Origin of the sequence: Methylococcus sp. EFPC2, from assembly GCF_016925495.1 — a bacterium.
Classification (GTDB): domain Bacteria; phylum Pseudomonadota; class Gammaproteobacteria; order Methylococcales; family Methylococcaceae; genus EFPC2.
Genome location: NZ_CP070491.1, coordinates 3,398,484 through 3,423,784 on the forward strand (window position 1 = coordinate 3,398,484; position 25,301 = coordinate 3,423,784).

General features: G+C 61.9%; 21 protein-coding genes. 9 read left to right on the top strand and 12 right to left on the bottom strand.

Annotated features, from left to right (window positions below):
* Positions 1-155 precede the first annotated feature (155 nt).
* From JWZ97_RS14620 to JWZ97_RS14645, 6 genes are all read right to left on the bottom strand, one after another.
* Positions 156-2,408 (bottom strand): molybdopterin cofactor-binding domain-containing protein, encoded by a 2,253-nt coding sequence (locus JWZ97_RS14620; protein ID WP_205430728.1) that lies wholly within the window; start codon positions 2,406-2,408, stop codon positions 156-158.
* The gene (locus tag JWZ97_RS14625) at positions 2,405-2,887 is read right to left on the bottom strand and encodes a (2Fe-2S)-binding protein (protein WP_205430730.1); all 483 of its coding nucleotides are present in this window, start codon (positions 2,885-2,887) and stop codon (positions 2,405-2,407) included. Before JWZ97_RS14625 ends, JWZ97_RS14620 begins: the two co-directional genes overlap by 4 nt.
* 201 nt (positions 2,888-3,088) lie before the next feature.
* On the bottom strand, positions 3,089-4,633 hold the full coding sequence (locus JWZ97_RS14630; RefSeq protein WP_205430732.1) for an MBL fold metallo-hydrolase: 1,545 nt from the start codon (positions 4,631-4,633) through the stop codon (positions 3,089-3,091).
* 276 nt (positions 4,634-4,909) lie between these two features.
* Positions 4,910-7,564: a M1 family metallopeptidase gene (locus JWZ97_RS14635; RefSeq protein WP_205430734.1), complete on the bottom strand. Its 2,655-nt coding sequence runs from the start codon at positions 7,562-7,564 to the stop codon at positions 4,910-4,912.
* A gap of 90 nt (positions 7,565-7,654) precedes the next feature.
* Positions 7,655-8,008: a hypothetical protein gene (locus JWZ97_RS14640; protein ID WP_205430736.1), complete on the bottom strand. Its 354-nt coding sequence runs from the start codon at positions 8,006-8,008 to the stop codon at positions 7,655-7,657.
* A gap of 226 nt (positions 8,009-8,234) precedes the next feature.
* Positions 8,235-9,650: an aryl-sulfate sulfotransferase gene (locus tag JWZ97_RS14645; protein WP_205430738.1), complete on the bottom strand. Its 1,416-nt coding sequence runs from the start codon at positions 9,648-9,650 to the stop codon at positions 8,235-8,237.
* Positions 9,651-9,931: 281 nt separating this feature from the next.
* Here JWZ97_RS14645 and JWZ97_RS14650 point away from each other — a divergent pair, with 281 nt between their 5' ends.
* Positions 9,932-10,462, top strand: a complete 531-nt coding sequence (locus tag JWZ97_RS14650; protein WP_205430740.1) for a DUF3016 domain-containing protein — start codon at positions 9,932-9,934, stop codon at positions 10,460-10,462.
* Positions 10,463-10,575: 113 nt separating this feature from the next.
* Here the strand turns inward: JWZ97_RS14650 and JWZ97_RS14655 are convergent, their stop codons facing one another.
* Positions 10,576-11,394, bottom strand: coding sequence for a dienelactone hydrolase family protein (locus JWZ97_RS14655; protein WP_205430743.1), 819 nt, complete (start codon positions 11,392-11,394; stop codon positions 10,576-10,578).
* A gap of 1,124 nt (positions 11,395-12,518) precedes the next feature.
* On the opposite strand from JWZ97_RS14655, the gene JWZ97_RS14660 reads away from it, so the two are divergent.
* The 3 genes from JWZ97_RS14660 to JWZ97_RS14670 all read left to right on the top strand — a co-directional run bounded on the left by JWZ97_RS14660 (position 12,519) and on the right by JWZ97_RS14670 (position 14,394).
* On the top strand, positions 12,519-12,941 hold the full coding sequence (locus JWZ97_RS14660; protein ID WP_205430745.1) for an MAPEG family protein: 423 nt from the start codon (positions 12,519-12,521) through the stop codon (positions 12,939-12,941).
* A gap of 305 nt (positions 12,942-13,246) precedes the next feature.
* Positions 13,247-13,966 carry an FMN-binding negative transcriptional regulator gene (locus JWZ97_RS14665; protein ID WP_205430747.1) on the top strand — a complete coding sequence of 240 codons (720 nt, stop codon included), beginning with the start codon at positions 13,247-13,249 and terminating at the stop codon, positions 13,964-13,966.
* Positions 13,963-14,394: a cupin domain-containing protein gene (locus JWZ97_RS14670; RefSeq protein WP_205430748.1), complete on the top strand. Its 432-nt coding sequence runs from the start codon at positions 13,963-13,965 to the stop codon at positions 14,392-14,394. Before JWZ97_RS14665 ends, JWZ97_RS14670 begins: the two co-directional genes overlap by 4 nt.
* A gap of 7 nt (positions 14,395-14,401) precedes the next feature.
* Here JWZ97_RS14670 and JWZ97_RS14675 read toward each other — a convergent pair whose 3' ends face one another.
* From JWZ97_RS14675 to JWZ97_RS14690, 5 genes are all read right to left on the bottom strand, one after another.
* Complete coding sequence (locus JWZ97_RS14675; protein WP_205430750.1) at positions 14,402-15,670, bottom strand: efflux RND transporter periplasmic adaptor subunit; 1,269 nt, start codon at positions 15,668-15,670, stop codon at positions 14,402-14,404.
* A 7-nt stretch (positions 15,671-15,677) separates the two neighbouring features.
* Positions 15,678-18,857, bottom strand: coding sequence for an efflux RND transporter permease subunit (locus JWZ97_RS14680; RefSeq protein ID WP_205430752.1), 3,180 nt, complete (start codon positions 18,855-18,857; stop codon positions 15,678-15,680).
* 126 nt (positions 18,858-18,983) lie between these two features.
* Positions 18,984-19,292, bottom strand: a complete 309-nt coding sequence (locus JWZ97_RS20375; RefSeq protein ID WP_371822627.1) for a GNAT family N-acetyltransferase — start codon at positions 19,290-19,292, stop codon at positions 18,984-18,986.
* Positions 19,175-19,540 (bottom strand): hypothetical protein, encoded by a 366-nt coding sequence (locus tag JWZ97_RS20095; RefSeq protein WP_240342362.1) that lies wholly within the window; start codon positions 19,538-19,540, stop codon positions 19,175-19,177. Before JWZ97_RS20095 ends, JWZ97_RS20375 begins: the two co-directional genes overlap by 118 nt.
* A gap of 338 nt (positions 19,541-19,878) precedes the next feature.
* The gene (locus tag JWZ97_RS14690) at positions 19,879-20,334 is read right to left on the bottom strand and encodes a helix-turn-helix domain-containing protein (RefSeq protein WP_205430755.1); all 456 of its coding nucleotides are present in this window, start codon (positions 20,332-20,334) and stop codon (positions 19,879-19,881) included.
* A gap of 257 nt (positions 20,335-20,591) precedes the next feature.
* Here JWZ97_RS14690 and JWZ97_RS14695 point away from each other — a divergent pair, with 257 nt between their 5' ends.
* The 5 genes from JWZ97_RS14695 to JWZ97_RS14715 all read left to right on the top strand — a co-directional run bounded on the left by JWZ97_RS14695 (position 20,592) and on the right by JWZ97_RS14715 (position 25,294).
* On the top strand, positions 20,592-21,449 hold the full coding sequence (locus JWZ97_RS14695) for a hypothetical protein (protein WP_205430757.1): 858 nt from the start codon (positions 20,592-20,594) through the stop codon (positions 21,447-21,449).
* Positions 21,450-21,806: 357 nt separating this feature from the next.
* The gene (gene fba, locus JWZ97_RS14700; RefSeq protein ID WP_205430759.1) at positions 21,807-22,871 is read left to right on the top strand and encodes a class II fructose-bisphosphate aldolase; all 1,065 of its coding nucleotides are present in this window, start codon (positions 21,807-21,809) and stop codon (positions 22,869-22,871) included.
* Positions 22,872-22,874: 3 nt separating this feature from the next.
* Positions 22,875-23,648, top strand: a complete 774-nt coding sequence (locus tag JWZ97_RS14705; protein WP_205430761.1) for an HAD family hydrolase — start codon at positions 22,875-22,877, stop codon at positions 23,646-23,648.
* 54 nt (positions 23,649-23,702) lie between these two features.
* On the top strand, positions 23,703-24,584 hold the full coding sequence (locus tag JWZ97_RS14710) for a phosphoribulokinase (RefSeq protein ID WP_205430763.1): 882 nt from the start codon (positions 23,703-23,705) through the stop codon (positions 24,582-24,584).
* A 167-nt stretch (positions 24,585-24,751) separates the two neighbouring features.
* Complete coding sequence (locus tag JWZ97_RS14715; RefSeq protein WP_205430765.1) at positions 24,752-25,294, top strand: hypothetical protein; 543 nt, start codon at positions 24,752-24,754, stop codon at positions 25,292-25,294.
* Positions 25,295-25,301: the final 7 nt, after the last annotated feature.

Genomic DNA, 25,301 nt, shown 5'->3' on the forward strand with positions numbered 1-25,301 from the left:
AGCATGCGTGCGGCATCGGTTATATCCCAACGAATTTGCCTCACCCGCCATAGGGCAAACGGCTCAACCCCCACCCTGCCCTCCCCCTGCAAGGGGGAGGGTTCCGGTAATGTCCCGCTTCTTCCCGGTGCGGATAACCGATCGCCTACTCTGGCTCAACTCCAGCTCAAATCCGTCTTCGACAAAGGCAGTTGACGCACGCGCTTGCCGGTGGCGGCGAAGATGGCGTTGCACACGGCCGGCGCCAAAGGCGGCAAGGCGGGTTCGCCCAGTCCGGTCACCGGATAATTGGTCTTGAGGAAATGCACCTCGACCTTGGGCGGAGCCTCGGGGATGCGGATCAGCGGATACTCATGGAAATTGCCCTGCACGATGCGGCCTTTCTGGATGTCCAGTTCCGGGTAAAGCAGGGTGCTGAGGCCGTCGATCACCGAACCCTGCACCTGGTTTTCCGCCCCGCTCAGGTTGACGATTTGCGCGCCGATGTCGGTGGAGACCACCACGCGGTCGACCTTGAGCTTGCCGTCTTTCGACACCGTCACTTCGGCGACCTGGGCGATGTAGCCGCGATGGCTGAAGTGGAATGCGATGCCCTGGCCCTGGCCTTTGGGAAATTTCTTCTTGCCCCAGCCGGCCTGCTCCGCCACATGCTGCAACACGTGCTTCATGCGGCTGACGTCGTAGGGCACGCCGCGCTCGCCGGTGCCGGGCACGATGTCCTTGTCGCCCAGGATCTCCAGGCGGAATTCCAGCGGATCGCGCCCGGCCGCATGGGCCAGTTCGTCGATGAAACTGTGGAACACCCAGGCGAACACGTTGCTGCCCGGCGCACGCCAGGGCCCCATGGGGATGCCGCATTCCAAAGGCGTCTGCTCCAGCAGCAGGTTGGGGATCCAGCGGCCGGGGAATTCGTCACCGGACAGACTCGCCCCGGAACCCGGCACCAGCGCCGGCTTGCCGTTCTGGATCAGGTTGTGGGCGAAGGTCACGAAATGGTTGTGCCAGGCGATGAGCTTGCCCTTGGCGTCCACGCCGCCGCGCAAGAAATGGAAGCCGCCGGCGCGGAACTGGTCGTGGCGCAGGTCGTCCTCGCGCGTCCAGGTGAGCTTGACCGGCCCACTGACCCGCTTGGCGATGGCCGCCGCCTCGATCAGGTAATCCGGGATCAGCCGCCGGCCGAAGCCGCCGCCACTGCGGGTGATGTGCAGGACGATCTTGTCCTTGGGGATGCCCAAGATTTCCGCGACGATTTTCTGGCCGGCCTCGGGATTCTGCGTGGGCGCCCAGATTTCGATGCCGCCGTCCTTGACCCAGGCGGTGGTGTTTTGCGGTTCTATGCTCGCGTGGGAAATGAAGGGATAGCTGTAGGCCGCTTCCACGGTCTTCGCGGCGCCTTTCAAAGCCGCGGCGAGGTCGCCATCCTTGCGCAAGGTCTCGCTGCCGGGCTTGCTCGACAACTCCTTGGCCTTCGCGGCGAATCCCGCCCAGCTTTGCTCGGCCACCTTGCCTTCGTCCCACACCACCTTGAGCTGCTTGCGCGCGCTGAACGCCGACCAGGTCGAGTCGGCCACGATGGCCACGCCCGGCAGCAGGCCTTTCAGATCGGACGTGCCCTCGATCACGAAGACGTCTTTCACGCCGGGCAGTTTCTTGATCTCGTCCAGGTTGGCACTGACCACCTTGCCGCCGAAGGCCGGCGATTTCTCGTAGACCGCGTAGAGTTGGCCCGGCAGCTTGATGTCGATGCCGAACAAGGGCTGGCCTGTGACGACCTTGGGATTGTCCACCCCGGCGATGCGCGTACCGAGCAGATTGTAGTCCTTGGGATCCTTGAGACGCACCGACTCCGGCGGCGGAAGCGGCAGGGTCGCGGCCTTGGCGACGAGCTGGCCGTAGCCCAGCTTGCGCTTGCTGGCCGGGTGATGCACCGCGCTGTCCTGGGCGATGAGCTCGGACGCCGGGACTTTCCAGGTCTGCGCGGCCGCTTCGATCAGCAGGGTGCGGGCGGTCGCGCCGAGCTTGTGGAATTCCTCGTAGTTGGTCGGCGTCGAGCGCGAGCCCCCGGCACTTTGGCTGCCGTAGGCCGGATCGAGATCGCCCTGGACGATGACCACGTCCTTCCAGTTGACTTCCAGTTCCTCGGCGATGACCGTCGGCAGCGAGGTCTTGATGCCCTGGCCGATCTCCGGCTGTTTGGAGATCAGCGTCACCTGGCCGTTGGGCGCGATGCGGATGAATGCGTTGGGCTTGAACACCGCGCCGTCCGGCGCCGCCGAGGGCTTGGCGACCTTGCCTTCGGCCCCTTCCGCGCCGCCCAGGTAGAAGCCGAGCACCAGCCCGCCACCGGTGAGCGCGGACTGGCGCAGGAATGCGCGGCGGCCGACATTTTCAAGTATCTGCGCGCTCATGCTTTAGCCCCTTTCTTGTTGCCGGCGATTTCGGCCGCACGGTGGATGCCGGCGCGGATGCGGATGTAGGTGGCGCAGCGGCACAGATTGCCGGCCAGGGCCTGGTCGATGTCCTCGTCGGTGGGATGTGGCTTTTCCTTGAGCAGGGCCGCGGCGGTCATGATCTGGCCGGCCTGACAATAGCCGCACTGCGGCACGTCCAGCTCCTGCCAGGCTTGCTGCAGGGGATGCGCGCCCTTGGGGTCCAGGCCTTCGATGGTCGTGACCTTGGCCTTGCCGACGCTGGAAATAGGCGTCAGACAGGCCCGGGTGGGCACGCCGTCCAGATGCACGGTGCAGGCGCCGCATTGCCCGACTCCGCAGCCAAACTTGGTGCCGACGAGTTCCAGGCTGTCGCGCAGCACCCAAAGCAGCGGAGTGTCGGAAGCGACGTCCACGGTTTTGGACGCGCCGTTGATGGTGAGTGTGTATTTGCTCATGAAGCGGGGGCACTCCGAATGAATCCCGGCCGAGCCGGGGACTACGCTGGTGATGGCGGGATGGGGTTTTGCCCCGCGACCGCTCCGTGATCGCAGACCCAAACCCCATTCCACGTTCCTGATTCATCCATGCTCGCGTTAAACGCAAGCGGGCCGGGGCGGCGGTAACCCGCAGCACCGGCCCTTTCCTTAGAGCGCCTGCTATCCCTGGGCGCCGGCTTTGTGCTTGTGCGCCTTGGCCTTGCCCGGCTTGCCCTTGGCCTCGGATTCCTCAACCTTGGCCAGACCGATGTAGCCGCGCAAGTCGTTCAGCTTGACCACGCCCGGTCCGTGCAGCGGTGCGATCTGGGCCACATCCAGCTTCAGCTTCTGGATGTTCTCGTACAGGTTCTGCGAGTACGGATTCACCGAGGTCGGCAGCGCCGCGCCCGGAGCCGGCGGGGTGTAGGCATCGACTTCGATCAGGATCTTTTCCGCAGGCAGATAGATCAGATCGAATGCGTCGTTGTGGCTGTTGCCGGCGATCGAATGGATCTCGATCTTGCGGTCGCCGTCCGACAGCGCAACCCTGCCGTTATGGGCGGCGAACTGCGGAGTCTTCTTGGAGCCTTCGAGGCGGTCCGGGTTGAGCGTGTGCGGATTGGCCCAAACCTTCTCGTAGTAGTCCTTGTTGGCCTGCTCGGTCACGATGGTCGCGCCTTCGTCCACGAAGGTACGCAGGCCGCCGGAATGATCGAAGTGCGCATGGGTGTTCACCAGGAACTTGATCGGCTTGCCGGGGATCAATTCCTTGGCCTTGGCTATCACGGCGTTGGAGCGGTCCTCGTTGAGCGGAGCCTCGACCAGCACGATGTGGTCCTTCTGTTCGATGGCGACGCTGTGGTGCGTTCCGCCGGTCAGGTAGTAGACGCCGTTAGCCAGCCTCTCGCTCTTCACGACCACGGCGGGCGGCTTGGCATTGGCGATTTCGGAAGGCACGACGATGTCCACGGCCGGGTTCAGCTTGACCTCGGAAACGTTGAGATCCAGCACCGGATGACCTCCCTGGGTCCTGACGATGTGGGCGGGGAACTGGATGCCGCCGAAATCCTTGTAATCGGAGAACTTGGTTTCGACCAGCGTGTCGCCCAGCACCGGATTGTCTATCCAGGTCTGTATGCTCTCGACCTCGTTCTTGGCGTTGATGGTACCCACGTAGCGGTATTTTCCGCCCACGGTGAAGGACACGACGCTGCCGTTCTCGCTGTCTTCCGAGCTCGCGTGGTTGTCGCGGGCGGCCTTCAGAAAGCCTTGCGGGGTGGACCAGATTTCGGCGGCGCGCTCTTCCACGGCGGCGGCCTGCAGCGAGGGTACGCCGGCCGAACCCGGTGCGGCGTTGGGGGCCGGAGCCACGTTCCATGCGGTCGTTCCGCTGATGTACTGGTCGGGCTTCTGCTCGACCGGGGTCGGACGATTGCGGCCGGGTTCGACGATCTGCTTGCGGGCGATCTGAACGTGCGCGCTGGACGTATCGTAATTGATATCCGCCGTATAGCTGCTGACCGCGAACGGCGGCCATGCCAGAGTCGGGTTGGGCGCCTGGCCGAACTGGAACCAGCGGCCGGTACCGGAGAATTCGATGGACTTGGTTTCGCCGACTTTCAGCTGGTGTGCGGCGGCGTGCACCGGGTGCTTGTCCGTGCTCGCGCAGCCGCCGAGGATGGCCGCGACTGCCAAAGCGAGAACCGGGTACTTGTATCTACTCATGTAAGCTCCGAGGTGTGATGAGATTTGTATATAAGGGAATGACTGGAACCGGGCATGCTTATGCGAAATCCGTACCGCCAGAAACACGCCATGACCGGGAGCTGAAAAGATCTTGTCTTTCAGCCAGATGAAGATGACCTGACGCCCGGCGGCGCGAACCGGAAGGCGGGCGCGGCCCGGGTCGCTGCTGAAATTCGAGCAGACCATGGTGACCTGGCAACAGTACTGCACGCACCGGGGCAGACCGATGGCCGGCGTGGACGGCAAAGCCGCCGTTCAATGGGAACTGCGCGCCAGCCAGCCATCCAGGAGAGCCAAACGCTCCCGCCGCACCTTGATGCGGTAGGCAATGCTGGCGACCGCCGTGTCGGCGGCGCGGCGGGCACCCGGAGCGATATGCTCCTCCGCGTACGCCTTCACCTTGCCTATCATCGCCGGGTCGACCGAAGCCTCGGCGATGCGCGGGAAGAAGCGGTTGCGCGAGGGTCCGTCCAGCCTCTCGTTGACGGCTTCACGATGAGCCACCGCATAGTCGAAAGCCAGATCGGGATGCAGACGGGCGACCGCCTGGATGATCGCGGCGCTGTTGGTCGCGCCCGGCTCGTTCGTCAGCGCCAGATCCAGGGCGCGCCGCGCCAGCCCTTCGTCCTCGGTCGCGCCCAGCAGGGCATAGAACCGGTCCTTGATGAGCGGGGTCTTCTCCGCCGTGGCCGCGGCGTGCAATTCATCCCACGTCGCTCCGTCGGCGTGCCGTGCGACCACGCCAAGAACCGTCTTGCGCAGCGCGGCGGGCAGGGCCGACGCCTCGGTTTTCTGGGCGGCATAAAGCCGGCGGGCTTCGGCGATGGCTTCCGGCGCCTGCAGCGAGCCCAGGGTATCGATCAATTCATTGCGCAGGATGGCCACCGGATCCGGCTCGTTCTCCCGGACAGCCCAGCCCACCCGTTCCAGGACAGGCCTCAGCCGGGCGACCGCATAGGCTCGAAACGCGGCCTGGCGGCTCGGTTCGCCCCGATAGTACTCGTCGATGCTGCGAAACACGCCTGCGATCCTGCCCCAGACCTGCGGCTCGGCATCGACCGGGGTGGCCTCGACCAGGTCGAGAAAATCCGCGGCGGATTGCCGCCCGGATAAACCCAGCGCCCAGGTATCGGACAGGATGCCGAGCTGATCGATGGGTGCGATGGCGGCGAAATTGCGCACGATGCCGGCGAACGCTCCCGGCGCGTACAGCGTCCGGTAATAGCCGCTCTGCCCCGCGTTGACGATGAGGCTGCCGCAGCCCGGCACCGTGATATCTGCCCTGCCTCCGGTCACCAGCGTGCTCGCCGGCGCCGCATCGCCGAGCGACCGGACGATCACCGGCACGCGCCAGGCCAGAGGCTTCTTGTCCGGTCTGTCCTTGCTGAATTCGCCCTGTTTGAGACTCAGGTGACTGCGGCCGCCGCGGCAAACCGCCTCGTCCACCTCGATCAGCGGCGCACCCGGCTGCAGGGTGAAATCGCGGGCGATGGCCGCGATGGGCTTGTCGGCGACCGTTTCCAGCGCGCGCCAAAGATCGTCCGATTGCGTGTTGCGGTAAGCCTGGTCCTTCATATAGCGGCGGATGCCTTCGCGCCAGGCGTCGGCGCCCACATAAGCCTCCAGCATGCGGATGACCGCTTCGCCCTTCTGGTAGGTGATGGCATCGAAGGCCTGGGCGATTTCTTCCACCGCCTTCACCGGTTGCACGACGGGATGGGTGCTGGCCAGGGCGTCCAGTTCCATGGCGCGCTCGCGCCCGCCGACCGCGCGCAGTTCGGTGCGCCATTCGGGATGCAGGTGCGCGGTGGTGCGGCTGTCCATCCAGGAGGCGAAACTTTCGTTGAGCCAGAGATCGTCCCACCAGGCCATGGTCACCAGATCGCCGAACCACTGATGGGCCATCTCATGGGCGGCGACGGAGAAAGCCTGTTGTTTGTCGGCCTGGTTGGAGATGGTCGGGTCGAGCAGAATGGAATGCTCGAAGGTGAAAATCGCCCCCCAGTTTTCCATCGCGCTGAAGAACTGGCTGCGGCCGGGAGCCGCGACGTTGTCCAGCTTGGACAAGGGATAAGGCGTGCCGAAATAGTCGTTGTATTCCGTCAACAACGCGCGGGACGATTCCAGGGCGAATGCCGCCTGCGCCGCTCCGCCCTTGCGCGTGACCACCCCGATTTCGGTGGCGCCGGACTGCGCCGTGGCCCGATCGAACTCGCCCAGACCGAAGAACAGCAAATAGGTGGACATGCGCGGCGTGGTGGCGAAGCGTACCCGGGCCAAACCCTTGCCGAGTGCGAACGTCTCTTCCACCGGCGTGTTGCCGATCGCCGTCAGTCCGGCCGGCACTGTCACCTCCAGCCGGAAGGTCGCCTTGTGCGCCGGCTCGTCCCAAGACGGAATCAGGCGACGGGCGTCGGAGCTTTCGAACTGGGTGTAGAGTGCGCGCCTGGCGCCTTCCGGAGTGTCGTAGTCGAGCGCGAACAGGCCGGCGGCCTGGGTACCGATCTTGCCGGAATAGTCGATGTCCAGCCGATACCGGCCTTGCGGTATGGACCGGTCGAACGTGAAGGTCGCCGTCTGTGCGGCCGCATCGGCCTGCACGGCCGGTGCCGCAAACACCGTTCCGTCGGAGTCATTGGACAAACTGACTTTACCGAAAGCCAGATCCGCGGCGTTGAGGACGATGCGGGAGCTGGGCTCCAGCACTTCGATGGCGATCGCCACCTTGCCGGTGAAGCTCAGGCCCTTAATATCCGGCACGATCGCCACGTCGTAATGGGTGGGACGCACGTTGCGCGGCAACTGGGTCGGGACTTCATCCGCGGCCGGCGGCGCCGCCACGGCATGGGCAGCGGGAAACATCTGAGCGAGAACGGCAAGGACGGTGGCGGTAAGCAAATGGCGATGCATCGAAAACCTCGAAACGGTGATCGGATTTGGGGGCGGAGCAATATCTTCGTCCAAAACGTGCAAATTAGTGCGGACGGCAGGCCCCATCAGTTATGAATTAGGTCCACTGTGAGGTCGGTAGATGTACAGGGGATATCCGCATCTTCCCAGTACGGATGCGGCGAAAGCCCAAAAAGCCATTATGAACAAAGCGAACGCCAGCCTCCCGTCGCGGGTACTTACAAAATCACCGAAGATCGTATCCGGAGCGAGAACACTTTGCGCGTAGCATGTGAACAGCACAACGACTCCTGCTCCATAGACGGTTAGTCCAGCGCGCGTAATTGTGATTTTCGGCGGCATTTTCTTGTGAATTATCCGAAACCCGATGAAAAACGGAAGGTAGAGAATTGCGCCTGCCAGCAATGCCATCGTTCCGATGATTAACAAAGCCGAGATGTTCATACCCCTCTCCTTGATTAACCGGCTATGGCGCTCGCGCCATCACCTGTTTCTCTCACCCCGTCCTCTCTCAGAGGGAGAGGGAGATTAAAGTGTTCGCTTCGCGGCTTTCATGGCAATCGGACCATAACTTAAACCGGCTTCGTGGGAGCCCTTCCCAGTACCCACTGGGCGTGCAGACGAGCACACAGCAGCGAGTCCAGGCTTCAGGGCTGCTCCCCCCTCGTCATCAAGGCGCCGAATTGACGCGGAATTTGCTCAAATCCGGCGGTACCACGGGCTTTTCGGCACGGGGTGTGCCGGCCGGCGCCCATTCGTAGGGTACGGGCTGTCCGCGATAGAGCTGGTTGTTGGCGGTCGGCTTGCCGGTGACCGGATCCTTGCCGGTGCGGAAGTAGGGGTTCACATATTCCCACACGATTTCGCCGTCCGGCGTCACCTGAAACAAACGCCCGCTTTGACCCTCGTCGATGAAGGTGTTGCCGTTGGGCAGGCGGCGCGCCGCGCTGATGTGGGTACTGCGGAACGACCAGCCTGGTCCGCCGGAACTTTCACCGGTGTATTGCCAGACGACTTCCTTCTTGACGGGGTCGATCTCCAGCACCCGCGAACCGCCGGTAATGGGCAGCGCGACCGGCGGATAGCCGGATTGCCCCTGGTTGTCGAAGACCAGAAGATTGCCGGCGCCCGGCAGGCCGTCCGGGATGATGTGCGCGTCGTGCTGGCCGGCGATCTGATCGACCGGACGCGGCACTTTACGGCCCTCGGGGCCTCTGGGCGTCTTGGGGAAACTGGGGCCCAGGGTCCACACGATCTTGCCGGTCTTCTTCTCGATGATCGCGATGAAATTGGCGTTGCGCGCGTCGAAGATCAGGTTCTCCGGATCGAAGCGCTTGTCGCCGGCGTCGAACCAGCGGTTCGGCCCGACCACCTTGAGGTTGTTGACGTGCAGATAATCGGGATCTTCGGTGGCGCGCAGCAGTTTGAGCTGGTCCGGCTTGAAGCCGAATTCGTTGACATGATCTCCCCCTTTCCACTGCCAGACGACCTCGCCCGCCGGGTTCACTTCGTAAATCACGTCGTCCAGCAATTGCGGCAGCTTGAAGCCTTTAACCGGGTGGACCAGGTTGGCCAGCACCACGGTGTTGCCGTTGGGCAGACGGGCCCAATCGTGGTGTTGCTGCGCCGCGCCGCCCGGCGCCTTCTCACCGAAAGACCAGACGGTCTTGCCTTCCCAATCCAGCTCGCCCACCGTCTTGGTGATGCGGCGGTTGACCTGTCCCGGCACGAGGTCGGTTCCCTTACCCTCGCCCGTTTCCAGCGTCACGAACACGTGGCCCAGCTTGCCGCCGTTGAGCTTGGGGTCGATCGCGGTGCTGTGGCCGGCGGCGTCTTTCCATTCGTGTACCGAATTGCCGTCGAGGTCGATGAGATGGGCGATGTTGTCCCCAGAGGTGAACAACACGAACGAGTTATAGGCCTTGGCCGGATCGTAGCGCGTGGTGCCGGTGGGGAACACGCCGGGGCCGGCCAATGCCGGCAGGGTCAGGGTGGTGGCAACAAAGGCCAGCGCGATCTGCTGGGGACGCAACGATAGCGCTGTGTGACGGAAACGCGCAGACGGAACGGAATTTTTATGGGTCATGGACGACTCTTAACAGCGGGATGAATGGGGGCGGCATCAAACAACCCGCATCCCGATGCAGCATGCGTGCCGCGCAGCCCCAATCGGATTGCACGGGTTTTCCCCCGTTCGCCCCAGCCCCGCTGCTGCCATCGCACCAATCTGCGTCTTGGAGGTTGCCCTGGCAACACTCGGCGGCCGATGGCACCAAGCCGGGAAGATCTTGTCGAAACGATTTTAGCGAAAGAAGGAACCCGGCGCCCGAGGCCCCGTCATCCCTTTACGTTCCAGAGGACACACCGATGAAAGCGCTCATCCTGCCGATATTCCTGCTGCTTGGATACTGCATATCCACGTCCGCCCAAGCCGAAGTGACCGTCAAATTCAACCAGCCGGAAAACTATACCGACTTCATGATCGGCGGGAGTTCCTCGCCCCGTATCGTGGCGGATCTGACCAAGCAGGTCGATAAATACCTCAAGGACTTGGGTGCCGAATATCTGCCCAAGGGCGACACTCTGGAGATCGTTTTCAAGGACATCGACATGGCCGGAGGTTTCGAGCCCTGGCGCCGGACGGAGATGATGCAATGGACGCGCATCATCAGCGACGTCTACCCTCCCAAACTCTCCGTGCATTACGTCTGGAAAGACCCGTCCGGTCAGGTCAAGGCCGACCGGGATGAACTGCTCACCGAACTCAACTACAGGATACTGACGGGCTACCGGGACTTCAGGACCTACGATCCCTTGCGCTACGAAAAAGTGCTGCTACGACGCTGGTTCCTCCGCACCTTCGGCGGCGATGCCGGGAAGCCTTTGCTGGAAAAGTAACTCGGCGAGCAGACGAGCCGACGGGTCGGGTTAGGCATCGGACCTAACCCGACGACAGGGGGACGCGGGCTGACGCGCTGGAGGCACTAACCCGGCAGGCTACGGCGGCGCCGTCAATGCGGGTGTTTGGATGCGTGGCCTGCGCGCGGCTTGCCGAACGCTACACGGAACAAGGCCTGCATCGCATCCCAGGATTTCCGGTCGGCTTCGGGCTGGTAGGCGATATCGAGCTTGGTGGTCTGAGCGATGCGGTCGGCGTCGGGGTTGGTGAAGCTATGCTTGGCGCCGGGGTAGTTGACGAAGCGGTAGCGGGCGCCGGCGGATTTCATTTCCTTCTTCAAGGCGGCGATGCTGTCCGCCGTCACGAACTTGTCGTCGGCGCCGTTGAGCACCAGCACCCGCGCCTTGACCTTGCCCTTGGCGGCCGGGGTCTGGGTGACCAGGTTGCCGTGGAAGCTGACGACCGCCGCCAGGTCCACGCCTTGCCGCGCCATGTCCAGGACGGTGGCGCCGCCGAAGCAATAGCCGATGGCCGCGATCTTACCGGCGTCGACGGTCGGTTCCTGCTCCAGCAAGGACTTGGCGGCCAGGAAGCGCTGCTGGGCCACGCCCGCCCCGTTCAGCACGGCTTGCATGAAGCCCTGGGCTTCTTCGGGGTGTTCGGTGTTCTTGCCGTCGCCGTACATGTCCACGGCCAGGGCGGTATAGCCCAGTTCTGCCAGCATCCGAGCGCGGCGTTTGGCATAGTCGTTCAGTCCCCACCATTCGTGCACCACCAGCACGGCGGGACGCTTGCCGGCGACCGCGTCGTCCCACACCAGATAGCCCTTGAGGGCGGTATCGCCGCTGCGGTAATCGACGGTTTTTTCCTGGATCGCGGCCTGCAGGCAGGAACTGAACAACAACAAGGCGAGGGCGAGGTAGCGCGTCATGGGGACTCCTTGAATGACAGGGTTGGAAGGGCCGAGTTTAACAAGCCTGACACCGCCGTTCATCCGCCAGGGCATGCTCGGGGTTCTGCTTTGGCCTCGAGGCGCCTTATCGGCTTCCACCGAAAAAAATGCCGACTGGCGGCCCGCGCAGTCGAAGCAGCGTTATTGAGCGGACGGAGGGTGGACGGTTCGCCCCGGAAAAGCGAAATGCCAGGCGAGCACCGAGCCGCACAGGGTTAGAAGGAGAAAAGGGGTGGAAACTAATCGTGACCCCGTTTTTCCGTTTTTTACCCGCCTAACCAAGCCTCAAGTCCCAATATTCTTGCAACTGTTCCGTATATACTGAGCGAAAGGATCAATGATAAAGTAACGAGTGCAGTAATATTGTTCACAGGCCGCTGTGGCTCGCTCTATTCAACGATTATTGGCTTGCAGAGCCAGATACCTTTCAACTCGCAATTAAAAAAACTATCGGTCACGCAACCATTCAACATCATTTGTCTGGTTCTTGGGAATAAAGAACTACACACATTAATGACACATACCAGTCGACCGTTGCTACGCTGCGCTTCACAACGGCCTTTAGCTTTACCATCAGGCTTCGTAACCATGTCTACATTCTCGAAAACTCCGCAACCACCGTATTACGCGGTAATCTTTTCTTCCCTCCGGACCCCTGGAGACAACGGTTACGGCGCAATGGCCGAGAAAATGCTTGAGCTTGCTTCCTTGCAACCTGGTTTCTTGGGAGTCGAAAGTGCTCGTGGCGCAGACGGATTCGGAATTACCGTCTCATATTGGGCTTCCACCGAAGCCATCGCCCATTGGAGAGCGAATGTGGAGCACATTGTCGCACAAGACTTGGGCAAGGCCGCGTGGTACGAGCACTACGAACTCCGTGTGGCCAAGGTAGAGGATCATAGGATACGCTGAGGCACGAACGCCTCCTTCGTCGGCACATCCTATTGGATTTACCTATTTTGCCCAATACCGTGGCCAAAGGGACGCGCCGCCGGCTGGCGGTTTTGAAGATTGGCTTTTGAATCGGGGTCGGCGGCTTCGCTAAACCTCCGTTGGCGGTGTGCCTCTTGTCTTTATGTTAGCATCCAGAAAAGAAAACTCGCATGAGTCAGCAGATCATACTTCAGCCCGTAGTGTCCTTGTTCCTTCTTACCGGCATGGTATGGACATACATGTACGCGCGCCGGCTTGCATTCATTCTCGGCAACGGCATAGACCCACAAAGCATCGCCACGCCGGAACTTCTAAATGCAAGACTCCCGGCCAACATAAATAACCCATCAAACAACCTGAAGAATCTCTTCGAGCTTCCTGTAGTTTTCTATACCCTATGCGCATTCCTTCTGCTGGCACAGAAAGTCGATGCCTTATTCCTGTATACTGCCTGGACCTATGTAGGATTACGGGCCATACATAGCCTTATCCATTGCACCGTAAATATCGTCAATTTTAGATTCTCGGCCTATTTCTTATCCAGCTTGGTGTTGTGGTTTATGGTAGTCAGGCTGGCATGGCTTGTACTCTAAAAAAGACCATGGGATATGCGCTGAGGCACGCGGCGCATCGTTCGCGATTCGTCGGCACACCCTATTGGATTTACATATTTGGAGACACCGCGGCGAGAGCCTTGCCCGGAATCTGCTCAAAGCCATGGCCGGTGCTCATCACGGTATTAACTGAAAACGAAGCGGTCGAACGGCGATGTGAACACCCACCCGATTTGGAGTAATACGAACCCGGTTGGTGCCTGGCCGGGAGGCGCGGTTAGAATTCAACCTTATTGTTCACTTTCCGTGGCCGAACCCGGTCAGCCTTTCATTCGCGCAGAATCATGTACATTCCCAAGCAATTCGACGAGCCGAGAATCGACGTCCTGCACGAACTTATCCGTGCCCGACCGTTGGCAACCCTTATCACCCTGTCATCGGGCGGGCTCAACGCCAATCACATCCCGCTGCATCTTACGGCAGAGCCGACACCCTTCGGTACCTTGCGTGGCCATGTCGCCCGATCAAACCCCATCTGGAGCGATTTCTCCAAGGATGTCGAGGTATTGGCGGTATTTCACGGCCCGGACGTCTACATCAGGCCATCGTGGTATTCGACGAAGGCTGAAACGGGAAAGGTCGTGCCGACCTGGAACTACACCGTCGCCCATGCCTATGGCGCGCTGCGCGTCATCGATGACGCCTCGTGGCTACGCGCCCACCTGGAGACATTCACGGCCAGCAACGAGGCCGCGTTCCCCGATCCCTGGCACTTATCCGATGCACCGCACGACTTCACGGATAAGCTCATCGAAGCGGTCGTCGGGATAGAAATCGTCGTCTCACGGCTATCCGGCAAGTGGAAGGTCAGTCAGAACCAACCGCCGCAGAATCAAGCCGGCGTCGCTCATGGCCTCCGCTCTTCCGCACTCGCCGAGTCCCTGGAAATGGCCGCGCTGGTCGAGGACTATGAGATTGCGAGCCCAGCCATCGCTCCCGCGGACCCACGCGATTACCCGGCCGAACCCGATACTCTGAGGCATTGCGCTCCGAGCCAGACATGACCAAGTCGACTTCACGCTATTGGAACGCCTTAAGCCCGGAGAATCGGGAGCGCTGGAGGCCCATCGAAGGCCTACGGCACATGGCCGAGGAATTGACCCTGAGTATCGATGAGGTCACGGGCGAATACACCCGATTGACCCGCTTTCTTCCCGGCGCCGATACAACGGCATTCGGAGGAAAAACCCATCCCTATCCGGAGGAGGTATTCATCGTCAGCGGTCGTCTCTATGACCAGGCATTCGATCTGTGGCTGGAAGCCGGGCACTACGCCAGCCGGCCGCCCGGAGAACTCCACGGCCCCTTCATGACGGACATAGGCTGTGTGGTGTTGGAAGTGTCGTTTCCCAATCGAATCGGCGACAACCATGCCGCCGCTCCGCCGGATATTACAGAGAGGCTAGATTCAACGGCATCTCGATCGGACTAGCCGCTTCTCAGGACGGAGTGTTGGACGCCGGTTTGGGGCCGGCCGGAATGTTGGGTGTCTGGTCTGCCGTTTTGTTCTTGTCTTGCGGCTTGGCCGCCGCTTTCTGCACAGGCTCGACGGTTCTCACCACGTCCCCTTCCACCAGCAGATCCGACGGGCTGGCCACCAGCACGTCTTCCGGGCCTACGCCTTCCAGCACTTCCAGCTCGCGGCCGAAGTCGCGGCCCAGCTTGACCTTGCGGAATTCGATGTGGTTATCCGGACCGACCGCAACGACCCGGGGCCCCTCGTTGTCGATCACCAGCACGTTGGCCGGCACGAGCAGGGCCTTGTTCTTGCTCGCCAGGGCGAGGGTGACCTCCACGTAAGCGCCGGGTAGAAGCTTGCCGTCCTTGTTGGGCAGGGAAATGTCGACCTGACGTGAGCGGTTCACCGGGTCCAGCGCGCCGGCGACATGATCGATCTTGGCCGTCGCCGTCTTGCCCTGAGCCTCGGGGAAACGCACGGTCACATCCTGCCCGGCCCTGACATCGTCGGCGTAGACCTGGGGCACCCAGACGGTCAGGCGCAGGTTTTCGTTTTGGGTGATGGCGAACAACTCCTGGCTGCCGGCGCTGATGAGATTGCCGACATCGACGTTGCGACGGGTGATGACGCCGGAAAACGGCGCAACGATGCGGCGGAAGCCTTCGATCTGCTCCAGGCGCTTGACGTTGGCCTCGGCCGACTCCAGATCGGCCTGGGCTTGCGGGACCGCGCTGCGCTTCTCCTCGTATTCCTGCTGCGGCGCGCTGTCGGTCTGATGCAGGATCTCCCAGCGCTTGAGCGTCGACTTCGCCAGATCCAGCCGGGACTTGGCCTGGTTGCGCTGGGCGCGGGCCTGGGCGAGCTCCTGCTCCAATTCCGGCACTTCGATGCTCGCCAACAGCTCGCCCTTCTTCACCGCGTCGCCTATGGTCTTGTGCCAGGCGCTGAGATAGCCGTTGCTGCGCGCATAGATGGGCGTTTCCGTATTGCCGCGGAGGCTTGCAGGCAGGGAAACCTTGCGCGCGGAATCGGCCGGTTTGGGATGAGCCGCGATCACGCTGCGCTGCAGGCTCTCGGCGGTGCGCTGCTTGAGATTTTCGGACTCGCGCTGGTTGTACGCCAACCTCACCGCGCCGGCGATCAGCAGGAAAACCAGGACCGAGGCACCGGCACGCTTGGCGAAGACCAGGGTACGTTGAGGCTGTTCGGCGGCGGGTAGGGCGAATGCGGGCGGTTGGTGACTACTCATAGGGTTTTCAATCGGCGACAAGAAGAGTGCGGGTCGAATAACGCTGATCCAGCCAGCGGTGTGCGCTGGCGAAGACCAGGGGAACGAAGAGCAGGGTGGAGGCCGTGGCGAAGGCCAGGCCGCCGATGACCGCGCGGCCTAGCGGGGCGTTCTGCTCGCCGCCTTCGCCGAATCCCGCGGCCATGGGCAGCATGCCGACGATCATGGCGAAGGCGGTCATCATCACCGGCCGCACCCGGGTGGCGGCGGCCTCCAGAGCCGCGGTCACCGGCGGCACGCCTTCGGCCAACCGGGTGCGGGCGAACGAAACCAGAAGGATGCTGTTGGCGGTCACCACGCCCATGGACATGATGGCCCCAGTCAAGGCCGGCACGCTCAGCGTGGTGCCGGTCACGAACAAGGTCCAGGCAATACCCGCCAGGGCGGCCGGCAGCGCGCTGACGATGATGAAGGGATCCAGCCAGGACTGAAAATTCACCACCAGCAGCAGATAAAGCAGCACGATGGCCACGGCCAGTCCCACGGCCAGGCCTTCGAAGGAACTCTTGAGGGTCTCGATCTGGCCGCGCACCATCAATTCCACGCCACGCGGCAGCGTGCCGCGGATGTCCTCGACCAGCGCCTCGATGTCGCGGCTGACCGAGCCCAGATCACGACCCTCGACGTTGGCATAGACGTTGATGGAATTGTTGGCGTTGTAGTGGGTGACCACCGAGGGCTGGAACGACCGTTTGAGCGTCACCAGGTTGCCCAGCAGTTGCGGCTCCTCATTGGCTAGGCCGCCGATCGGGGTGCGCATGAGCGCGTCGATGCTGTCGAGATCCAGCGCGTTGCCCATGACGCCGATGTTCACCGTGTTGCCGTTCGCCGGATTCAGCCAGTAGGACGGCGCCGTCTGCATGCTGCCGCTCAGCGTCAGCAGCAGATTCTGCCCCACGTCGCGCGCCGACAGTCCCATTTGCTGGAGCTGCGAGCGGTTCATTTCCAGATCCAGCGACGGCTTGTTGGTCCGCTGATAGACATGGGCGTCTACGATGCCGGGTATCTGCCGCAGACGGTTGTTCAGCTCCACCACCTTGGGCATGACTTCCTTGGGCACGCCGCCCACGAACTGGATGTCGATGGGGGCCGGGATGCCGAAATTGAGCGTCTGACTGACCTGGTCGGCCGGCTGGAAGTAGAACTCGATGCCGGGGAAACGCTGCGGCAACTCGGCGCGCAAGTCGGCGATGTAGTTCGCGCTGGGCGCATGCTCGCCCGGACGCAGGGAAATCATGATCTCGGTGTCGGACGCCTCTACCGTGCCGGAATTGCCGAACAAGGTATTGCGGGTGCTGTACGGGCCGCCGATGATGTCCAGGATGTCGCCCAGTTCTTCCGTGGGGATGCGTTCGCGGATCACCCGTTCGACGTCGTCCACCAGCCGGGGCATCTCCTCGATGCGGGTGCCGGAAGGCGCGCGCAGATGCAGGCGGATCTGGCCGGCGTCCACCGCCGGGAACAAATCCTCGCCGAGCAGCGGCCCCAAACTCAGCGACAGCAGGCAGAAGCCCAGGAACAGGCCGCCGTAGCGGACGCGGTGCTTGAGCAGATGGCTCAACAGGACCACGTAATGTCCGCGGAAAACCTCGAAGCCGTGCTCGAAGGCATGATGTACGCGCTGGAAACGCGCCGCCCAGCCTTTGGTCGGCGTTTTTTCCTTACGGCCGTGGTGGCCCGCCATCATGTACATCACCAGGGTCGGCACCAGGGTGCGCGACAACACATAGGACGCCAGCATGGCGAAGATCACCGCTTCCGCCATCGGGCAGAACAGGCTGTGTGCCACGCCGGTCAGGAAGAACATGGGCACGAACACGATGCAGATGCACAAGGTGGACACGAAGGCCGGCAGCGCGATCTCCTGGGCGCCGTCCAGAATGGCTTGATGGGGGTTTTTGCCCATCAGCATCTGCCGTTCGATGTTCTCGATCTCCACGGTGGCGTCGTCGACCAGGATACCCACCGCCAGCGCCAGGCCGCCCATGGTCATCAGGTTGATGGTCTCGCCGATCAGATAAAGCACGATCAGCGAACACATGATCGACAGCGGGATGGACACCGCGATGATGCAGGTGCTGCGCCAGTTGCCGAGGAACAGCAAGATCATCGCGGCGGTCAGGCCGGCAGCGATCAGCGCCTCGTGCAGCACATTGCCAATGGCCGCCTTGACGAACAGCGACTGGTCGAACATCAGCCTCATGTCTATGCCCTCGGGCATCTGCTCCAGCATCCTGGGGATGGCGCTCCTGACGTAATCGACCACCTCCAGGGACGACACTCGACCCACCTTGTAGATGGAATTGAGGATGCCGCGCACGCCGTTCTGGCGGGCGATGGTGGTCATCGGCGCGGATCCGTCGCGCACGTTGGCGATGTCCCGTACCAGGGTGGTGATGCCGTTCACCGTGCGCACCGGGATGTCGGCCAGGCGCGGAATCGCTGCGATGCTGCCGTTGAGGGTCACGTCGTATTCGGTCGAACCGATCTTGATGGTTCCCGTGGGCAGGATCAGGTTCTGCACCGCCAACGCGTCGACCAGGTCGACCGGCGCGAGCCCGCGTGCCAGCAGGGAAGGCGGGTCGACATCCACCGTGACCTGGCGGTACTTGGAACCGAACGGCGCGGTGGACGAAACCCCGCGCTTGGCCTGAAGGACGTTGCGCACGACGTTGTTGGTGTAGTCGTTCACATCGGTTTCCGGCACCGTCGCGCTGGAGATCCCCAATTGCACCAGAGGCAGGTCGGAAGCCGAATATTGCAGGACCTGGGGCGGCGAGGTATTGGCCGGCAGCGAACGGAATACCGAGTTGGCGCCGGCCATCACCTGGGCGAGGGCGGTGCGGATGTCCGTGCCTTCGTGGAAGACCACCTTGATGACCGAAGCGCCGGCGATCGACACCGATTCGCTGTGGTCGATGCCGTCGATCTGCGACATCGAGCGCTCGACGCTACCGGCCAGCCGGTCGGAAATCTCCTTGGCATTCATGCCCTTGTAGTCCCACAGCATCGCGACCACCGGGATGTCGATGGTGGGGAAGATGTCCGTCGGCATCTTGCGCAGGACGTAGGGCGTGGAAAGCAGGATGAGCAGCGCCGCCACCAGGAAAGTGTACGGACGGCGCAGGGCAATGTTGACTATCCACATGGCTTTCGGGAGATTTCTTTCGGTAAGGAGGCACCCGGCAGTGATCCGGCCCGGCTGCGCCAGCCTTGGCGAACGCAACGCATCGGTAAGCCCAAGCAATGGACGTACCATCCTTAGCCATCAATCTCATGCCGCCCCGCCCATCGAGCAACGACGACATCCCCAACCACGGTCCGGCGCCGATACTGCTGGCTTAAAGACACCAAACCAGCACTGGTGCTGAAATTTCACCAGCTCAATAGACCGCTCACTTCGAGAGAGACCGCTCGGCCCCATAGCCCGCGGATTGTAGCCCTGGAACCGAGCGCTCTCTTCCCTCATCCGGCCCTTCGGGCCACCTTCTCCCAGAGGGAGAAGGGGATCCTGCAAGGTCGTTTCCAGCAGCCTGCGGCCCAGCCCCTTGCCCCGGTGCTCGGGCACCACCGCGAGACCCAACACGCCGGCATGGTCGAAGACCGGCCGGTGCAGAGTAGCCACGCACACCAGCCGACGACTTCGGTACCGTCCAGGGCGACGAAATGCGGCCATCCACCCGCGATGTTCTGCCGGACGAAGTCGACCGTCACCGCTAGTGGCGGACCCGCCGTATAGGCCAGATAACGCAGCTCCCGGGCGACGCGGTCGAGCGCCTGGGCATAGCCTTCGATATGGTGTTCCGTGATGGGCGTGATTTGATAGTTCATGGTTCGATGTGGGCCGAGATAAACCCTTTGGCCGTTTCAGTATCGTCGGGCGCGAAGTTTCGGACTTGATACGGACGTTCGTACCTCGTGCTTCCCTCGGAGCCGGGAATTTGTCGGAATTTTTTACACTTCCACGCACCGCGATGTTTGCCGGTGGCTATGACATCGACGGTTTGTGCCCGTTATTCAGTAATTTACTTATCAGCGATCGGTAACGGAAGACATTTCGAACCGGTCGGTTGCAGCGAATACGGAATACCCACACATATAGTGTAGTAATTTTTTACAGTTCGCCCCTCGGGAGGAAACACGGGGTTTCCAAACCTTCCGGCTCGCCGTTAATGCTGGCGCATGCCGCCCGCCGTTTGCGGCCGGAGCCTCCCTAGCCACCGGAGGCATTGCCTTCGACTCAGCGAGACGCCAAATCTCCGGGTCAGGTGCCGCTCCAAAGCGCTGCTGTTCCACTCCGAGGACGGAACGCCCAATTCATAGGGAGGCCGCGACAAATCCCTTTTCAGATCTTTCATAGTCGCGAAATCCAGCCTGGGGAGCCGGCCGGGTTTCTTGTCATCGCGCAGTCCCTCCACGCCGAAATGCCGGTAATGGTGCACCCACCGCTGGATCGTTCTGGGGCTATGGGAAAACCAGGCGCCGACCTGATAGCAGTTGCATCCCTGAGCCAACAGTATCAGGCAATGAATGCGATGCAGAAAAGCCGGATCGACATCCCCGGCCATCTTGAGGCTCAGGGCGGCGTACAAGGGTTCCGGGTTATCTATGACGAGTGGGTGCATGTTCGGTCCTTCCATCTTCCTTGGCTTCGTTCGCGGCAAGCATCGCGTGCCGACGTGGGGGTAATCCGGCATCCGCACGGGCGGCGCGGAACGATTCGGCGATGACAACGCGGCTTGTCAATGCGACAGGAATTTCGTCGAGCCACCTCGCCACAGGAAACGTGGCCGGCGGCTTGCAGCCTGAGCGGTCGGGACGATAGTCCTTATCAAGCACTCGGCGCAAGCCTGAAAAATCCGCACATTTTAAGGAGTACGACATGTTTTATCCGAACCCTATCGACACCGCGTCCGTGACTCAATTTCGGAAAGTCCTCTGCGTATTGGCCGGCCTAATGCTTTCCAGTGTTTTCCAGACAGCCTCCGCCTCCCTGATAACGGCCCACGCCACGCTCGATTGGTCCAGTCTGACCGTGACTCCGATAGACACGGGCTCAGGACTCCCGACACTGACCTGGTACACACGGTCGGACAATAGCAATCTCAGCTCCAATTTCTACTCCGGGCTATCGGACTCTGCGGCAAGCTGGACCAGCGGCACCCTGACCAGCCAGACCAACATAACGTCGCGCTATACCTTGGGAATGAGGAGTTCCACGTCCACCGCCACCTTGTCGACGGAATCTTCTCTCACCACGGCCACCGGTGGCTATCTGTCTCAATACTGGAACGAAGGCAGTGAGCGGTCCGGGAGTTTCCGCGTACAGGGCGACGGTGTGCTCCTGTTTCAAATCAATTATGCCGTCGATGCCGATACAGACAGCACGCGCGCTGGTTCAGTCACCACGAACGCTTGGCTCGCAGTAAGTACATCTTCGGTGAACAGCTCTAACTTTGGCTCGGAAACGGCGCAGAGCAATAAGACCCTCTACAACCGGTCCTCGGGCTCCAACTCGCTGACGGACAGCGGCGTGCTCACCGTGGCCTTATTTTTCCACGACGGATGGTTCGGCAACATTACCGGCAAAACCTATATCAACGGCTATGTAAACGGCTCCGAAGGCAGCGGAGGCGGCGGCGGGTCTGTTCCGGTTCCCTCGCTATTCTGGCTGTTCTGCGCGAGTCTCGGCGGCTTGCTACGCCTGGCGAAACGACCGACGGCGCTCGCCATCGGCTGAAAACAGCCGGACCCGATTTTCGAGACCGGCCGGGCTACCAGGCCAGGCGCGTCTTGCGCCTCCCGGCGTGAGCCCATCACCGAAGCCGGTCGCATCCCGCCCCTATCCTCTCGGTATCGTTCCCATATCGACGCCGGGACGGCTCCCTCAAACGTGCGCCGCTACCCGCAGTTTCATGGGCTGACAGGCCCACCGTCAGGCGGCACCGGGTCAATAATCACTTGAAGCGCCAGCCCCGGCCTTGTATGGTGTCGCCGCCCGCGCGGCCAAGCACTACACTTCCACCCCATCAGGAGCATTCGGGGTGACTCCGGCTAGGCGATCGCGCCCCGATTTCCGTACTCTCGAGGACATACCATGGCCATCATTTCCTTACGACAATTACTCGATCACGCGGCCGAACACGGTTACGGCCTGCCGGCGTTTAACGTCAACAACATGGAACAGATCAAGGCCATCATGGAAGCCGCCTCTGCCGTCGACGCTCCGGTCATCCTGCAGGGCTCCGCCGGTGCCCGCAGCTATGCGGGCGAGCCCTTCCTGCGCCACCTGGTGCTCGCGGCGGTGGAAATGTATCCGCACATTCCGGTCTGCATGCACCAGGATCACGGCGCCTCGCCCGCGGTCTGCTCACGGGCCATCCAGTCCGGTTTCAGCTCGGTGATGATGGACGGCTCGCTCAAGGAAGACATGAAGACCCCGTCGACCTACGAATACAACGTCGAAACCACCCGCAAGGTGGTCGACATCGCCCATGCCTGCGGTGTTTCCGTGGAAGGCGAACTGGGCTGTCTGGGCTCGCTGGAGACCGGTAAGGCCGGCGAGGAAGACGGCCACGGCGCGGAAGGCACGCTGGATCATTCCCAGTTGCTGACCGACCCCGACGAGGCGGCCGACTTCGTCAAGAAGACCCAGGTCGACGCGCTGGCCATCGCCATCGGCACCAGCCACGGCGCCTACAAGTTCACCAAGAAGCCCACCGGCAAGGTGCTGCGCATCGACCGGGTGAAAGAGATCCATGCCCGCATTCCCAGCGTGCACCTGGTCATGCACGGCTCGTCCTCGGTGCCCGAAGATTGGACCAAGATCATCAACGAATACGGCGGCGATATCGGCCAGACCTACGGCGTACCGGTGGAGGAGATCGTCGAGGGCATCAAGCACGGCGTGCGCAAGGTCAACATCGACACCGACCTGCGCATCGCCTCCTACGGCGCCATGCGGAAATTCCTGGTCGACGACAAGAAGAACTTCGATCCGCGCAAGGTCTACAAGGAATCGCAGAAGGCCATGACCGGCATCTGCAAGGACCGTTTCGAGGCCTTCGGCGCAGCCGGACAGGCGTCCAGGATCCAGGCAATCCGGCTGGAAGACATGTTCCACCGGTATGCCAAGGGCGAACTGGACGCGGTCGTCAATTAAGCAATGCTGGAAGCCCTGATTTTCGATGTCGACGGCACCCTGGCAGACACCGAACGCCAGGGCCACCGCGTGGCCTTCAATCTCGCCTTCGCGGAAGCGGGCCTGGATTGGGTCTGGGACGAGGGCTTGTACGGCGAATTGCTCGCCGTCACCGGCGGCAAGGAAAGGATGCGCTATTTCATCGAGCGCTTTCTCCCCGAGCCGCCGATCGGAACCGATGACTTGGGCAATTTCATCGACGAAATGCAGGCGCGCAAGACCCGGCATTACACCGCGCTGGTGGCGAGCGGCGGCATACCCGCCCGGCCCGGCGTGATCCGCTTGCTGAAGGAAGCAAGAGCCGCGGGACTGCGGCTGGCCATAGCCACCACCACCACGCCCGAAAACGTCGATGCGCTGCTGGCGGCCTCGTTCGGCGCCGATGCGCCGGGTTGGTTCGAGGTCATAGGCGCGGGCGATATCGTGCCGAAAAAGAAGCCGGCGCCGGATATTTATCGTTACGTCCTTGCCGCCTTGAACTTGCCGGCGGAAGTCTGTCTGGCCTTCGAAGACTCGGAAAATGGCCTGCGCTCTTCGCACCAGGCAGGCATAGATACCGTGGTAAGCGTCAACGACTACACCGCCGGTCAGGATTTCGGCGGGGCGCTGCTGGTCGTTGACCATCTGGGCGAGCCTCATCAGCCCCCGACCTGTCTGACGGCTCGTCCCTGGGAAGACTTCAATCTGGTCGATATCGACGCGCTCAACCGGCTGCACGCGCTGGCCAAGGCGCATTGAGCATAAAATAACAACGAACCGGCAACGGAGTGCCACACACAAAAGGAGACCCGCATGTCCAAGAAGCACCCTGTCATCGCCGTGACCGGATCGTCCGGCGCCGGCACCACGACCGTCAAGAAGTCGTTCGAACACATCTTCTTCCGTTTGGGGCTCAAGCCCCTGGTGCTGGAAGGCGACAGCTTCCATCGCTACGACCGGCTGGAAATGCGGAAGAAGATCGCCGAAGCCCAGGATCAGGGCCGGCATTTCAGCCACTTCGCCATCGAAGCCAACATCCTCGACGAGCTGGCCGACATTTTCAAACAATACGGCGAAACCGGTTCCGCCCGCCGCCGCTATTACGTGCACAGCGAGGAAGAGAGCAAGGCGCTGGGAGGCTATGGTCCAGGCACCTTCACGCCCTGGGAAGAAATTCCTACCGGCACCACCGATGTCCTGTTTTACGAGGGATTGCACGGGGGCGTCCAGACCGAGGACATCGACGTGGTCAAGTACACGGACCTGCTGATCGGCGTGGTGCCCATCGTCAACCTGGAATGGATCCAGAAGATCCATCGCGACACCGCGCAGCGCGGCTACAAACCGGAGGATGTGACCGAGACCATCCTGCGCCGCATGGACGACTACGTGAAGGTCATCACGCCGCAGTTCTCGAAGTCCGATATCAACTTCCAGCGCGTGCCCCTGGTGGACACCTCCAACCCTTTCATCGCGCGCGATATTCCGACGCCGGACGAAAGCCTGGTCATCATCCGTTTCAAGGATCCTCGCAAATTCAACGTGGATTTCACCTACCTGCTGTCCATGCTGCACGGCTCATTCATGTCGCGTTACAACTCCATCGTCATCCCCGGCGGCAAGATGGGCTTGGCCATGGAGATCATCTTCCGTCCCATCCTCGAACACATGATCGAGGAAAGCCGAAATTCCTGAGCCGTTTCCGCTCCGTTCGTACCGAATACGCCGACTCGTCCGCGAGCCGGCGTTTTTTCCGCTCACCCGTGGGGAACTCGATCGAAAACGCGTCTGTCAGACAGGACATTGTCATTTGCAACGAATGCCGGTTCACGGACTCGATCATCCGGTGAGGAGTGTTCACCATGTTCAAATTCCCAGGGCTGCATTACGGTAAGTATTCCCCGTCCGACAAGAACGGTTCGGGAACCGGCCGGAGCGATCTCCGCGGGAGACGATTGGTCATTGCCGCCCTGATATTTGCCGTCGCCCTCGGCTCGGACCTGGTCTGGGTGGTCGGAGAAGAAGCCTTGTCGACGCTCGCGGAATTGGTGGAAGAGGGCATCGAACGCTTCTACACCCGCGTCTTCGGCCTGACCACCTACCGAGCGCAGATGGCCAGTGCTTATACCTACCTGACCGTCGCCGGAGTGTTCGGTATCTGGCTGGTCCGCCGCGTGCTCGTCGCCCTCCGGCGGGTGAGGCATACCGGTTATCTCTGGTGGTGCGCCTTCAGTGCCGCCGCCCGCCAGACATGGTTGGAGAGGGTGGAGGGTTTTCTCGCCTGGTGGCAGGTGCAGGACTGGCTCAACAAGGCGGCCGTGATCGTTGGTGTCCTGGTCGTCGTCATACCCGTGGTATTGACCCTGTCCCTAGCCTTGGGTAGCGCCATCGCCGACCTGCTTTAAGCCACCG

Excerpts from the sequence above, each read along its gene's own strand:
- JWZ97_RS14655 (WP_205430743.1), bottom strand. The coding sequence starts at position 11,394 with ATGACGCGCTACCTCGCCCTCGCCTTGTTGTTGTTCAGTTCCTGCCTG.
- JWZ97_RS14650 (WP_205430740.1), top strand. The coding sequence starts at position 9,932 with ATGAAAGCGCTCATCCTGCCGATATTCCTGCTGCTTGGATACTGCATA.
- JWZ97_RS20095 (WP_240342362.1), bottom strand. The coding sequence starts at position 19,540 with ATGAACTATCAAATCACGCCCATCACGGAACACCATATCGAAGGCTAT.
- JWZ97_RS14675 (WP_205430750.1), bottom strand. The coding sequence starts at position 15,670 with ATGAGTAGTCACCAACCGCCCGCATTCGCCCTACCCGCCGCCGAACAG.
- JWZ97_RS14645 (WP_205430738.1), bottom strand. The coding sequence starts at position 9,650 with ATGACCCATAAAAATTCCGTTCCGTCTGCGCGTTTCCGTCACACAGCG.
- JWZ97_RS14640 (WP_205430736.1), bottom strand. The coding sequence starts at position 8,008 with ATGAACATCTCGGCTTTGTTAATCATCGGAACGATGGCATTGCTGGCA.
- JWZ97_RS14670 (WP_205430748.1), top strand. The coding sequence starts at position 13,963 with ATGACCAAGTCGACTTCACGCTATTGGAACGCCTTAAGCCCGGAGAAT.
- JWZ97_RS14705 (WP_205430761.1), top strand. The coding sequence starts at position 22,875 with ATGCTGGAAGCCCTGATTTTCGATGTCGACGGCACCCTGGCAGACACC.
- JWZ97_RS14695 (WP_205430757.1), top strand. The coding sequence starts at position 20,592 with ATGTTTTATCCGAACCCTATCGACACCGCGTCCGTGACTCAATTTCGG.
- JWZ97_RS14630 (WP_205430732.1), bottom strand. The coding sequence starts at position 4,633 with ATGAGTAGATACAAGTACCCGGTTCTCGCTTTGGCAGTCGCGGCCATC.
- JWZ97_RS14665 (WP_205430747.1), top strand. The coding sequence starts at position 13,247 with ATGTACATTCCCAAGCAATTCGACGAGCCGAGAATCGACGTCCTGCAC.
- JWZ97_RS14715 (WP_205430765.1), top strand. The coding sequence starts at position 24,752 with ATGTTCAAATTCCCAGGGCTGCATTACGGTAAGTATTCCCCGTCCGAC.
- JWZ97_RS14660 (WP_205430745.1), top strand. The coding sequence starts at position 12,519 with ATGAGTCAGCAGATCATACTTCAGCCCGTAGTGTCCTTGTTCCTTCTT.
- JWZ97_RS14710 (WP_205430763.1), top strand. The coding sequence starts at position 23,703 with ATGTCCAAGAAGCACCCTGTCATCGCCGTGACCGGATCGTCCGGCGCC.
- JWZ97_RS14635 (WP_205430734.1), bottom strand. The coding sequence starts at position 7,564 with ATGCATCGCCATTTGCTTACCGCCACCGTCCTTGCCGTTCTCGCTCAG.
- JWZ97_RS14625 (WP_205430730.1), bottom strand. The coding sequence starts at position 2,887 with ATGAGCAAATACACACTCACCATCAACGGCGCGTCCAAAACCGTGGAC.
- JWZ97_RS14690 (WP_205430755.1), bottom strand. The coding sequence starts at position 20,334 with ATGCACCCACTCGTCATAGATAACCCGGAACCCTTGTACGCCGCCCTG.
- JWZ97_RS14680 (WP_205430752.1), bottom strand. The coding sequence starts at position 18,857 with ATGTGGATAGTCAACATTGCCCTGCGCCGTCCGTACACTTTCCTGGTG.
- fba (WP_205430759.1), top strand. The coding sequence starts at position 21,807 with ATGGCCATCATTTCCTTACGACAATTACTCGATCACGCGGCCGAACAC.
- JWZ97_RS14620 (WP_205430728.1), bottom strand. The coding sequence starts at position 2,408 with ATGAGCGCGCAGATACTTGAAAATGTCGGCCGCCGCGCATTCCTGCGC.